Here is a 13,838-nt window from a genome sequence, read left to right as displayed (position 1 = left end):
GGCATGAGTTCTGGATGCCATCGAGATTAAAAAGCACGAATACTCTCATTGTCGAATGAATAGTATTCGTGCTTTTTTTTGTGGTTATGGTAATGCATGACCGCGAGAAGTGACAAATAAGCGGTACCACTCTTCTCGTGAAAGGGTAACCGCTGTTGCGAGAGCTGAAGCTCTGATTCGGTCAAGGTTTGTTGTGCCAATAATCGGTTGAATGTTGGCAGGGTGACGAAGTAAAAAAGCCAATACAATCGCTTCACTTGGCACTTGATGTTTCTCGCTTAAATTTAAGACAAGTTGTGCCGTATTACGAATATTGGCGTCTTCCGAATGAAGTCCTGCTTCAGAATATCGACCTTGAGCTAGGCACCCCCAAGCTTGTATTTGAATGTTATTCATTTGGCAGTGTTCTAATGTCCCACTGACGAAATCGACACTCTGCATGCCTTCGTTACCAACCAATACACCATCGTTAAGCCAATCAAGTTTAGCCAAGCTCATTTCGATTTGATTCGCGACAATTGGTAGATCTAGTGCGGATTGTAAAAAACGAATTTGATGCAAGTTCATATTCGATACCCCTAGGTAATCAAATTTTCCGTCAGCGTTTAAACGTTCTAATGATGTTGCGAGATCATGCAAATCCATTAATGGATCAGGACGATGAAGAAGTAGCATATCGAGTTTTTCAGTGTGAAGTCGTTTTAGGATGCCATTGACGGAATGTGCTATCCATTCACTGGAGAAATCGTAACGTCCTGGGGCGGATTCGTCTTCTAACCGAATGCCGCATTTGGATTGAATGAACATGTCATCACGTAAAGACGGGGTTTGTTTCAAGACAGCTCCAAAAGCAATTTCTGCTTTATTAAAGGTGTAGATATCAGCATGGTCAAAAACAGTAATACCTGACTCTAATGCCGTATGAATAACTTCATTCGCTTGTTGAATGTGCTCATTCGTCACAGGGTTGTTATTCCAACCGCCTCCTAACCCCATGCAGCCATACGCAATTTGACTGGTTTTGGGTAATGGGTTTGTTAGTGGGATGTTTCGTTCAGTGTTCATCATGGCATGTCCATTTTGCGGAGGTTTATGGTTATTCTATTGTTCGGTGATTTAAAGTGAAGAGGCGTAAAAAGAATTCATTGTTTTGTATATCGAACAAAGCTTTTGTGAGTGGTAATATTAGGTCAACGAAAGTAGGAGTGATGTGTCACTAGGTATATATAAAAAATGGAACATAAAAGGATTCAACGGTTAATGCTGTTTGTGGAGCTCGCAAGGCAGCTTAACTTTACTAAGGCAGCGCAACAGTTGGGTATATCCAAGGGGTATCTTTCTGAGCAGATAAAGTTGCTTGAGAAAGAGTTACAGTGCCCACTGTTGATTCGCACAACGCGAAGTGTTCGTTTAACTCAAGAAGGTGAGCATGCTTATGCTCAAGGCTTGGCGATTCGTTCTCAGGTCATCGATCTTGAACGGAATATCATTCAAGACCACAACCAAATTAGCGGCCTACTGCGACTGACCGCTCCTAAAATGTTTGCAGAGACCTATTTATTTGAGCTGTGTGCTCAGTTTCGAAGCCTCCACCCTGATGTTCAGTTTGAAATAAATTCTAGCTACACAACTTTCAACTTAAACCAACAAGAAATTGATCTCGCATTTCGAGCGACAAATCTGCCTCCTGATAATATGGTGGCGGTGAAGCTGTTTCCATATCAGCATGTTTTGGTTGCTTCCCCTGAATATTTAAGTACTTATGGCATACCTGAACAGGTGAGTGATCTTGAATACCACCAGTGTTTGACGACGTTACATCAGAAATATTGGCCATTAAAAAATCAAGAAATATTGGTCAATGGTTGGATCTCGACGAACGAAAATCATCTATTGAAGAAGCAAGCACTGGCAGGAAAGGGGATTGTTCGGATTGCAAAGTACTACGTAGAGGAGGAGATAAAGCAAGAAAAGTTAAGCTGGGTATTGCCATTAGAGACACTACCCGAGCCAAACCATCTTTATTTACTTTATCCTCAAGTGATATACCCATCACTGAAATTGAAAACCTTTGTTACGTTTGTCCGTGATTATTTTTCAAGCATTTAAGCGTTCTTCACTTTCACCTTGTCAGCTTTTTTTTGAGGTAAAATTTCAGTAATAGAGCCAGATTCAGGGGATGAGCTTGAACCATTGTTCTGTTGTTTCTTTTTAGGTGACTGTGACTGCTTTACATGTATTGCTTGGTTACGACCATTGGCTTTCGCTTCATACAATGCGGTGTCTGCGGCTTTAACAAGTGCCTCTGTGGGAGCATTCATATCTGGATAGGTGACCACGCCAATCGAGACTCCAAGTTGACCTAAAGAGAGTCCTTTCATATCAAGATGTAGGTTGTGGATTTTCTTAACGATCGAATTGGCAAGTTCAATGGATTCTTCAACAGAACAGTTCGGGCTGAGTACCGCTAACTCTTCTCCGCCTAGGCGATATGCTACATGCTCTTGAGCAATATCATCTTTCAATAAACTGGCAACCTCTTTTAAAACATAATCTCCAGCATCATGTCCGAAGTTGTCATTGAAGCGTTTGAAGTGATCCAAATCTAGCATTAGCAAAGACATTGGTGTTTTGTCTTGGCTTGCGCGTAACCACTCTTGGTCGATGGTTTCTTCAAAGTATCGACGATTAAATAGCCCTGTAAGAGGGTCGCTTAATGCTTGAGATCTGAGTTTTTCTTGTAGGTTTAGGTTGGCTAACGCTAAGCCCAAATGCTCTGCAATAGTAAAGGCTAACTGTTTGGTTTCCTCAGGGATTAGCTCATCACTGCTATCAAAATAGAGATGAAACATGCCGATAGTGTTGCCATGAGCCGTTAAAGGTACGCACAGTGTTCGTCCTTCTTGTTGGCAATTATCCATATGGTTACAAGGAAGTTGGTGGTAGTCATCATGAGATAAATGATACCTGCCTTTTCTTAGAGCCCAACAGTCGTGTGGCGCATACACTTTATTGGCTGGCCATTCGCCACCCCAGTCGAGTTTAACTTCTAGTTGGTTACGTGATTCTCGCATGATAGAGACGCTGCCGTTAATGTCCCCAAGGATCCTAGGAATAATATCGGAAACCACGGCTTGTGCTTCATTGATGTTGTTACAAGCGGCAAGCATATTGGCTAATCGGTGTAATAGCTCAATCTCTTGTGTACTTTGGCGGATCCTATCTTCTTGTTTGCTTCGTTCTTGTTTGACTAAATGGAGAATTTTCCGATTACTGTACCAAGAGAACAGTAGCAGAGTGAGAAATGAACTTCCCATCAGAGCAAAAACGATATATTCGAGATCTTTTGCCATTGAATAAAGCGTCGTCATTGGCATTGCGAGTCGAAGAATATAGCTGGAGTCGTGGTCATGGTCGTCTAATGGAAGTTCAATTTTCTTGGCAACGTACAACATCTCTTGGTTAAGCGTTGAGCTGTAGTGTTGTGATAACCCATTGAGTCCACTTAATGCAGAGATAACCTCAGGGCGATTACTGTGATCATCTTGTTGTGAAACTTCTCGTGGAGTCAGTTGTGAATCACCAAGTACTTTTCCTGAGCTGTGAATAATTGTAAAACGGCGGCCAGTCTTCGCTTGAGATAAGGTATTAAGAAATTGGTCGACCTCTGTCTCTGACATGTCGTAAAGATCGATCTGTTTCTCTTTAATTTCATGAGTGACGTCATCAACTAAGCTGAACATGTAGTCGCTGACGATTTTTGTGAGCCAACTATTGAGGGTTTGATTATATAAATACCCGCCAAAAACCATGGATACAATCAAGGCGAATATTGGAAGATACTGAAATCGACCAAATGACGTTGTGTTCATACTCTCTCCTAGCCTAGCGATATATTACTCGATTGTTCTATGACAACCTGTTCTCTATTGAATGATAGAGCTGCCGAATGATTTACGGCATATCATTTCAGTGTAGTGTGTTGAAGGCAATTTGTATCATTTGCGATCACATTAATGCAATAAATTGCTTACATATGGAACGGCAATCTACATCTAAGAGGTTGATTTATAGTAATGAGATTTGGTGATTGGTAATGGATTAAATACATCAAAAGGATCTGGGAGGAGTGTCTGTTGTTCATGTAAAAACTTAACCAGCTGAATGGTTCAGCTGATTAAGCTTATGCTGGTCTATTCGATGGTTGAACGGTGACGGTATTTGCCTTTTAGCGTTCCGCTATCGCAATTGATAGTAAAGTCTAGAGCCACTTTTTGATAATAATCGACATATGTCTCTTTTTGTTCCTCTACTTGCTCATTTTCTAGCACTTCTAGCTGCATTGTTTTGGTGTTGCAGTAATAAGCCCAATCAAGGTTGTTTGTTTTTAAATCAATTTTATTTCCAATATTGGTGTTAACATAATTGTTATATAAACCAGAGACATCCAGTAAGAAATCATTGTCATCATTCGAGTTAAAAGCATTTTCAACTTTTAAGCTGGTTGCTGTAATGGCACTGGTCGAGTCTTGGACAATCGTTACATTTCGATTAGCCAGTTTTGGATAAGTTGAATCTGTTTCAATAGATAAGTAGCTATTACCATTGATTGGATCTTTTACCGTTAAATTGACTCGGTACTCAGTTTTGCGATTATATGGGTCAGTTATTTTTGCGAGAAATACGTAGATTTCCCCAGGTTCCATGTCTTGTGGATCGATTGAAGCAGTCGTTGCGCTGAGTTTTTTTACTGGAATGAAGTGCATACCTCCACTTAAGTGGCTCCATTCGATCGTTATTGGTGCTGCGGCATCAGAAGCTTGTGTTATGCCAAGAGTAAATGGAGACATTTCTGTAAGGAGTTGATCTTGCGTTACTTCAATGTTGAATGCGAGCGTGGTATCAAAGTCAAATGATGCATAATGATTATAACTTTCATCAAAAAGCATTACGTTATAGCTGTTGTCGACTTCTAGATCTTTGGTGAAGTTGATCGTAACCCAAGGGCCATCTGCCGAAATGGTATACATGTCATCTTGCAGTAACTCTCCTAAACTCGATTTTCGCAACTCAATATTCTTTAGATCTTGGGGTGCGGGAGCCGGCATGACTAAAATGGTTTGACTTGGTTGAAGTGGGTTTGAATTGGTATGCTTAATCTTTGGTGATTGTTCATTGAAGTACCAACGTTTGCTGAAATTATCAAAAATATCACCCGATTTAATGCCTTGCCTTGCAGGAAAACTAATCGCGGATCCCAACATCATATCTGTCCAAGATACATTTTGTATGTCACGAACCCCTTGAATGCTTATGTCAATCTCAGCAATATTTGAATAGTTAGGAGATACCACTACTTTGTCTCCATTCGCCCCTTGTATTTCATAGTGGCCTGCTGTGGGGTAGCTACGAATATAACCACTAAGCGGTAAGGTTGTGCGTAACCAAATATCGCCATCGAACTGATCTGGTTGAGATAAGTTGGCCTTGGCAGTCATACTGTAGGTACCTTGATTATAATTTAGGCTCCTGACAATTTCGTTATCTTTGAAGTATAAGTGGGCTCCGTTGATGGAGATACTCTCATCCCCAGTCAAACTCATCCTATATTCAACATTATTTTCGGAAGTAATTGTTTGTTGAATATGCGCACCGTAACTTGCCGTATATGGATTTCCATCGGCAGTATGTTTTAAATCAACGGTACTAATATCCCCTTCAAATTCTAAGTAATGATTGTTTTTTTGCAGAGAGCTAAATGTTGCTGTCGTTTGACCTGTGATATCGCCAAGCCCTTCAACGTTACAACTATTAAATGTAATGCTCAGTGTTTGATTGTTTAGTGTTGCGGTATAGGTGCCAGTACCGTTGCTATCAAAAAGGCATTCTGCTGTTGTTGTTCCATCTTCTAGATTGAGTTGATGGAGTACACTAATAACAACATTTGATAACGCAACGGGTTGTTCAAGGGTTTCTAGGCTATTTGCTGCAAATATGGCATTTTGCTGAGAAAGCTGCGCTAAAGTATCGCTATTACCGCCACTAGTATTACCACCACTACTACTGCCACCGCCGCCTCCACATCCTGCAATTGAAGAGGTTAAGATGAGTATTGGTACAATGCTATGTTTCACGCTTACATCCTTATATAAAAAAGTGATAATTTGACTTTATTTTATAAGCTGAATAATTACTCTAGGTGTTAGCTATTCGCAATAACCCTAATAAAATTATGTGATTGTAGTAACCTTATGTGCAATGAAGTTCTCATGAAGGAGGGGGGAGAGGCTTTAGCCGTTCGATAATTCTATTTTACGTAGTGGTATAGAGACGTGGTACAGATATATGGAAATGCAGTAAACGATTTAGGGAATGGAGTAGACATAAAAAAGGAGACGAACTGATAACTGTTATCTCCTTAGTGCTGACTCAGCTGATTTTAGGTTCTCACCTAGCTATTTTCTAATTCTCTTAAATACAGATAAACCGTGTCTTTAGATATTCCTAATGCTTCAGCGACGAGTTGAACACTGTCTTTATATTTGAAAATGTTGAGCCCGTGAAGTTTAGTGACGACCTCGCGATTACGCTTTGAAGGTGCAATTTCGCCGTTTTTCCAGGTCTCTTCTTTTATGGTGCTAATCGTACTGGTGATGGTCTCATCGATATTTTGCGCGAAGGTTTCTGGCGATTGTGAAATATCACAGCAAGCAGTGCTTGGAGGGAGCATCGTGCGTAGGAAAGATTGCACTGGCGCATCCATGTCCACATTTATGCACAATAGGCCAATGGGAACATCTTGCGGGTTCCTTACAATCGTGGTGATTGAGTGTAATGTTTTCCCACAAGAGGTTTTAGTAAGGTAAGAGTCAGAGATATCTTTCCCTTCCTTTAGTTTGAGTAAGGCTAGATTGGTAATGGGAGCGCCGTGACCTCTTCCGGTAACATGACCATTGGCAATTTTCACTATAGATGGATTCTCACTGTCGAGGCTATGCAGTACCACCTCCGTGTATTCTCCATACATCCGTGCGATCCCATCCACCACATTAGACATCGAGTTAAGAATATCGTAATCATTTTGAGTAAAAGCCGTGATTTCCAATGTTATTACCTTTAAATGCTTGTTATACCAATCTATTTCACTGGCTGACCATTGCTGAGTGACGAGCGAGGTGCTATGCCGACATAATATCGATGATGGTGCTATCAGTTGCTGTCATACCGCAACTTACCATTGACCCCACGTTTTTGATGGTCTGCTCAACCTCTTTTGCCACAATACCTTGCCCCTGAACGGAACTATTATTCATCGCCATCATAAATGAACGAACGGCCGTTGAAGAAGAGGTACATACTTTCATTGCGCAAGAGGATTTTGCGCCATCGCAGATCATTCCTGAGCTATCACTGATCACGTTTTGAATCGCAAAGCAGGACTGTTCAAATGATCCACCAGCAAGATAAACAATCGCCATTGAAGCCGCTGCACTGGTTACGGTATTACCACAGAAAGCAGAGAGTGGCGGATAGTGTGACTTGATATAAATCGCACCAAGGTGGCTTAAAATCAGTGCGCGCGCTAAATCTTCTTCTGATTTACCAAAGGCTTTTGCAGCGATCGTAACGGGAATGGTTGCCGCGATCCCTTGGTTGCCACTGCCAAAATTACTCATAGCAGGCAGAGTGGCTCCACCCATACGCGCATCAGAAGCGGCAGAGGTGTACATCTGAATCTTCGTCATCAGATCTTCGCCGATGATTCCGTTGGATATATTTGATTGAAATGTACGGCCAATTTCTAAGCCGTAGGGATTGGTCATCCCTTCATTGGCCAGTTTTTCGTTGAGATCGGCCGCATCTAATATAAATGAAATATCAGCAAACGGTGCCGATAGGGCGAATTCGTAAATGGCTTTGATGTTAATATCAACCCCATCACAAATCGATGCAGTGGCTATTTTATCCGTCAGTGGTGCTTCAAAGGTTACGGTGCCATTTACTGTTTTGCGAAGAATGTTAGTGTGGCCACCGCTGATCGTTACGCAAGCTTCATTTTGGGCGTGACGTGCGGTCACTGAGCAGTAAATAAACTCTTCCGTATCAATTTTTTTTACGCTGATGGCTCCGCTATCTATTAGCTTTTGAGCAGCATCGACTTGATCTTGTGTTATTCCAGCGAGAACTTCTAGACCCGCATTTGGGTTACCAGCAATAGCACCTGCCGCTGCCGCGATCGGTAAACCTATTTTCCCAGTACCAGGGACAAATACACCCATTGAGTTTTTATAGAGATTGGCCGATACCAATACTTCAATGGCATCTGGCACAACGCCATTTAATTCTTGAACAGCTAAAGAAGAGGCATAAGCAGCAGCAATTGGTTCGGTACAACCAAGAGCGGGTTTAACGACTTGCTTGATAATTTGAATGTACTGTTGCCATTCTTGTTTCATGATCGACGCCTTCATAAAGTAAGCATTATTTGTAATTGCTTAAGGGATTTTTATAGCACGATTCCATGAGTCACTTACTTCCCTAATATGTGCTGTTTGATGGGCGACATCTTACCTGTTGTTGTGAATGGTTTTGTGCTTTTCCTCAAGTAAACTTGATATTTTTATCATAAATAGTTGAGTTTTTTTGATTGTTGGCATTATTTAGGCTTATTCGTGCTATTTCCTCAATATTTGATGAGAAATAACTGAAAGGCGTTGAACCCTGATTTCGCTCGGGTTTATAGCTTTCTAGAAGATAAGAAGATAAGAAGATAAGAAGATAAGAAGATAAAAAAGCCAGAAGTGAGGACCTCTGGCTTTGATGTGTTGGTTTTCTATTTACTGTGCGACTTCATCGACCAAATACAAAATAGACTGATAAGGAATACCGCTGTGGTGAGATAAGCCAATTTCACAGGTTCTACTATTACTAAACCCACGCGTACAGTGTGCAGGCACTTGCTCTTTTAATGGATGAACCGCCGCTTGATTGAGCTCTGGCGTAGTAAATCCTTTATCTCCAGCCCAGCCACAGCATTGAATGTGCTCAGGAACAATCACATCCGTGGCACATGCTTTAGCAAGTTTGAACATGTCAGATTCCAGCCCCATGCGACGAGAACTACAAGTCACATGCAACATCACCGTCTCTTCAATAGGAGCAAGGTTGAGATGTGGCAGTAGGTATTGAGTGACAAATCCTGTGGGTTCTAAAACCGTCATCGGCTGGGTGAATTGCTCAATGCTACGTTTAGCGCAAGGGCTGGTATCCATCAATACTGGGTATTTCCCTTGCTGACTTGCTTGCCATAGCGACGCTTCTAACTGCTGAGATTTCTGCTGCGCGACATCATTCATCCCTTTGCTGTCATAGGGCATACCACAGCATTGATCATTGAGCTTATTTGGGATAATCACCTCGAAGCCGGCTTTTTCAAGTAGTGACAATGTAACTTTTGTTAAGGGGCGTTGATCACTCGCATCTTGTTGTTGCCCCATGGTTCGGCTCGCACAAGAGGGCATATAGACGACTTTCTTATCTTCATTTTCTTCCGTCGTGTTTTTTTGATGAAGCACAGATTTTGCAATATCGTGAGGGTTAGACTGAGGATATTCTGGCAGCCAAACAGGTGTTTTACCTTGGGTGAGGGAGCGAACACCATTGGTTAGCTTACCAACAGCGGCTTTGCCGATGATTTTAGTCGCAATTTGATTACTCTTAAGACCTGCTTTCGTTAACGTGGTGGTGGTTTCAAAATGATCGGCTGTCCATTTCGCAATGGGTGTGAACTTTTGATATTTGGCGGTACGCAGTTGTTTGACTAAATCACCAGTATTGATTCCTACTGGGCATCGCTCGGCACAAAGCCCAGTCGCCGCGCAGGTATCTAAACCTTGGTACTCAAATATCTTTTCGAGTTCACTGGCTTCAACTGTCTCTCCTGCCGTTCGTCTGCGCTGAAGCTCCCGATAAAGAACAATACGTTGGCGAGGAGAGAGAGTTAAAGTTCTTGATGGGCACACGGGTTCGCAGAAACCACATTCGATACAGCGATCAACAAGTGGATCGGCTGCTGGCATGGGCTTAAGGTTTTGAATATGCGAATGCGGGTCGTCATTAATGATAACGCCTGGGTTCAACAGACCTTGTGGATCAAATAAAGCTTTGATCTGCTGCATGAGCGAGTAACCATCTTTTCCCCACTCCAATTCTACATAAGGAGCCATGTTACGACCGGTGCCATGTTCCGCTTTCAGTGAGCCTTGATATTTTACGGCAACTAATTCAGCAACATCATCCATGAACCCCCCATAACGGTCGATCTCTTCTTGTGAGTCAAAGCCTTGAGTGAACACAAAGTGTAGGTTTCCCTCTAAAGCATGACCAAAAATAATCGCTTCATTATAATGGTATTTATCGAATAGAGCCTGTAGATCGCGCACACCATTGGCGAGGTTTTCAACTGGGAAGGCAACATCTTCAATGATAACGGTTGTGCCTACTTCTCGAACTGCACCCACCGCAGGGAACATGCCTTTTCTGATCCCCCACAAGGTAGCAACCGTTGACGCTTGGGAGGTAAATGGAATCGATTCGATGATGCAAAATTCAGTCAGAGATTCCATGATGCATTTACATTGTAAATCCAACTCTGCTTGATCACTGGCATGAGACTCCACAAGAATAGAGGCCGCTTCTATATCTAGGTGTTGAATAAATGCTGGCATTCCCGGTTTGTCTGCTACCGAACGCATTGCTCGACCATCCATCATCTCAACTGCCGCGACAGGGGCGTGAGAAAGTTTGGTTACGGCTTGGCTTGCTTCTTCTATATTCGAAAATACCAATAAAGCTGATGCTTTGTGAGAGTGTTCGATGACGGTGTTATAAGTGATTTCGGCGATAAATCCGAGAGTGCCCTCTGAACCAATCATCAAATGTTCGATGACTTCAATCGGGTCGCTATAGTCGACTAATGCGTTAAGCGCATAACCCGTAGTATTTTTTAAACGATATTTATGACGAATGCGTTCTGTTAGCGCGGGATTATTTTCTGTCTCCGCACATAAGTTTTCTAGTCCTTCAATAAGCTCAGGACGAATCGCTTTAAATGCGGCAATACTCTCTTTGCAACCGGTATCTAGGATGGAGCCATCACTAAATACTATTTTCATACTATCGACCGTTCGGTAAGAGTTCTGTGCAGTACCGCAACACATACCACTGGCGTTGTTTGCTGCAATACCACCAATTTTACAGGTATTAATTGAGGCCGGATCAGGGCCTATTTTTCTCTGGTATGGCGCAAGGTATTTGTTTGCATCAGCACCGATAACGCCAGGTTGGAGGATAATTTTGTTTCCATTGTCGAGGATCTTGTGATCTCGCCAGTCGTCAGTTAGTGTGATTAAAACGGAATCGGATACAGCTTGGCCTGAGAGACTAGTGCCTGCGGCTCTAAATGTGCAACTGATGTCTAACTCACGGCAGCTTTGAATAGCAAAAATAACTTCATCTAAATGGGTTAACCGCAGAACAATTTTTGGGATGAGACGATAGAAACTGGCATCAGTGCCATAAGCGAGTCGCTTCGCTTCTTGAGTGATAATTCGTTTAGAGTCTATTTGCGTGGCAAGCAACGCTTCTAAAGTCAAATAGCGATCTCGTTGCTCATTCGTCTCTGGTTTGTTCATGCTAAGTTCCTGTGTATTGGTTTCTCAGTTTAAAGACTGATTGTTGTTTATTTATATTCTAGTAATAACACGGTCTGTGAGTTAAATCCGTGAGCCCCGCAAGTCGCCCCGATGATCGCGTGTCGTTAAGTCCAAAAGGGTGACATTAAGGCCTAAGGTCTGCCTTGTTTCTTCACTTGGTTAAAGCAAGAAACAAAACAAGTGTCGGGGTAAACAGGCCCTAATGTCATTTTCTCAGCTTATGTGTCAATTACTCGATTAGTTCATTAATGCATCGGTTAAGTGGACGCCATAAATAAGCACTAAACCAATTAACCCTGTTGCGATTAAATAGTAGAAGGTTGGGATGATGGTTTTGCGTAAAGTGGCACCTTCGCGACCAAGCAATCCAACGGTTGCCGATGCGGCTACCACATTGTGAATTGCAATCATGTTACCTGCTGCGGCACCTACGGCTTGCAATGAAACAACCACCGCACTTGAGATAGACAGGGTTTGAGCTACCTCGAACTGGAATTGGCTGAACATCATGTTAGAGACGGTATTCGAGCCTGCGATAAAGGCACCTAATGCACCAATGGTGGCACTGAGCATTGGGAACGCTTCGCCCACTAGCCCTGAAGCAAAGTTGGCGGTTGTGACAGGCATACTGGCTAAATCTGCGGCATTGACACCCGAGTTAATGAAGATTCGCACCATAGGAATGGTAAACACAAGAACGAAGCCGGCACCGATCAATGTCTTACTCGACTCGCCAAATGCTTTAGCCAGTGGCGCAGCACTACGAGCTTGGAATATCACCGCGACAAGAGCGACAAAGACGAGGATTCCACCGGGTAGATAGAGCGGCTGAATGGCTGCACTGATCCCTGTTTCACCAAGAATATTGCTAAAGGATAAACTGACACTTTTTAGTAATCCTTTGAACTCAGGGCTGACTCGGCTCGCGACTAACGTGACGGCTAGAAGAACATAAGGTGCCCATGCGACAGCAATGTTCATTGGCTTTGTTTTGTCATCATTAAGGTCGATTTTAAGTGATCCTAACCATTCTGCTGGCCATTTGTCTTCGCTTTCAAAATCCCACTTTGATTTAGGTACTAAGAAGCCTTTTTTAGCTGCAGTAACGACGATCGCAAGGCCGATCAATCCACCGATTAGAGAAGGGAACTCTGGCCCAAGAAAAACGCCCGTTAACGCATATGGAATCGTAAAGGCAAGACCAGCGAAAAGAGCAAACGGTAGAATGTCTAATCCTTCCGTCCAGCTTCTGTTTTTACCAAAGAATCGTGTCAGCATCATTGCCATGAGTACTGGCATTAATGTCCCGACGGTTGCGTGAATCATCGCGACATTAGAGGTGATTTGTTGCAGATAAATGTCCCAAGTTGAGCCATTTGCAACCAGCACTTCCCCAATTCCATGAGTGTCTAACCCACGGTTTACCCCAACAATGATTGGTGTTCCTACCGCCCCAAATGAAACTGGGGTGGATTGGATCATCATGCCCATCAATACCGCTGCAAGAGCTGGAAAACCAATCGCGACAAGTAAAGGTGCTGCGATAGCCGCAGGGGTTCCAAAACCAGAAGCTCCTTCGATGAACGAACCAAAACACCAAGCAATGATGATGGCTTGAACACGTCGGTCGGTTGAGACATCAGTAAAACCGTTACGGATGGTGGTGATGGCTCCGGTGTGTTTTAAAGTGTTTAATAAAAAGATAGCGCCAAACACAATCCAGAGTACTGATACGGTGATACCTAAACCTTGAAAGACAGACGCTAACACACGGTTAACGGACATGTCCCAAAAGACGAGGGCAATGATAACCGTCAAACCAAAGGCGACGGGCATGGCTTTTTTGGCTGGCCAATTAAGACCAACAAGTAAAATTGCCGCAATGACAATTGGCGAAAAGGCGAGTAGTGCTAATATTGTTTCACTCATGGGTACTTCCTCGTACAACATTTCCTATCGGACTATTATTGTTTTTATCGTTATGGGTAGATCTAATTTTTGTCGTTATGGGCAAAATGTCTATTGTTGAATTATTCACACTTAATTTAACAAATGTGACTGGGTTGTTAATTTCAGGTGACATTACCCCTTTATTTTTTATTGATATAGGGAAATAATGAAAAA

General features: G+C 42.6%; 8 protein-coding genes. 1 reads left to right on the top strand and 7 read right to left on the bottom strand.

Annotation, left to right across the window (positions count from 1 at the left end; all coding sequences use genetic code 11):
* Positions 1–84: 84 nt before the first annotated feature.
* Positions 85–1,068 (bottom strand): aldo/keto reductase, encoded by a 984-nt coding sequence (locus tag OCV39_RS15870; RefSeq protein ID WP_390903267.1) that lies wholly within the window; start codon positions 1,066–1,068, stop codon positions 85–87.
* 165 nt (positions 1,069–1,233) lie between these two features.
* Here OCV39_RS15870 and OCV39_RS15865 point away from each other — a divergent pair, with 165 nt between their 5' ends.
* Entirely contained in the window at positions 1,234–2,109 is an 876-nt protein-coding gene (locus OCV39_RS15865) for a LysR family transcriptional regulator (protein ID WP_261889964.1), read from the top strand.
* Here the strand turns inward: OCV39_RS15865 and OCV39_RS15860 are convergent.
* The 6 genes from OCV39_RS15860 to OCV39_RS15835 form a co-directional block, all read right to left on the bottom strand.
* Entirely contained in the window at positions 2,106–3,872 is a 1,767-nt protein-coding gene (locus OCV39_RS15860) for a sensor domain-containing diguanylate cyclase (protein ID WP_261889963.1), read from the bottom strand. The two genes, OCV39_RS15865 and OCV39_RS15860, sit on opposite strands and share 4 nt — an antisense overlap.
* A 321-nt stretch (positions 3,873–4,193) precedes the next feature.
* Positions 4,194–6,134, bottom strand: a complete 1,941-nt coding sequence (locus tag OCV39_RS15855; RefSeq protein WP_261889962.1) for a hypothetical protein — start codon at positions 6,132–6,134, stop codon at positions 4,194–4,196.
* A 317-nt stretch (positions 6,135–6,451) separates the two neighbouring features.
* Positions 6,452–7,057 carry a helix-turn-helix transcriptional regulator gene (locus OCV39_RS15850; RefSeq protein ID WP_390903277.1) on the bottom strand — a complete coding sequence of 202 codons (606 nt, stop codon included), beginning with the start codon at positions 7,055–7,057 and terminating at the stop codon, positions 6,452–6,454.
* 121 nt (positions 7,058–7,178) lie between these two features.
* Positions 7,179–8,456 carry an L-cysteine desulfidase family protein gene (locus OCV39_RS15845; RefSeq protein ID WP_261889960.1) on the bottom strand — a complete coding sequence of 426 codons (1,278 nt, stop codon included), beginning with the start codon at positions 8,454–8,456 and terminating at the stop codon, positions 7,179–7,181.
* Between the two features lie 381 nt (positions 8,457–8,837).
* A complete protein-coding gene (locus OCV39_RS15840) occupies positions 8,838–11,693 on the bottom strand; it encodes an FAD-binding and (Fe-S)-binding domain-containing protein (RefSeq protein ID WP_261889959.1) in 2,856 nt (951 codons plus the stop codon).
* A 258-nt stretch (positions 11,694–11,951) separates the two neighbouring features.
* A complete protein-coding gene (locus OCV39_RS15835) occupies positions 11,952–13,643 on the bottom strand; it encodes an L-lactate permease (RefSeq protein WP_261889958.1) in 1,692 nt (563 codons plus the stop codon).
* Between the last annotated feature and the right edge of the window lie 195 nt (positions 13,644–13,838).

It is taken from the genome of Vibrio cortegadensis (assembly GCF_024347395.1).
GTDB lineage: Bacteria > Pseudomonadota > Gammaproteobacteria > Enterobacterales > Vibrionaceae > Vibrio > Vibrio cortegadensis.
This window is presented reverse-complemented; position numbering and strand designations above follow the sequence as displayed.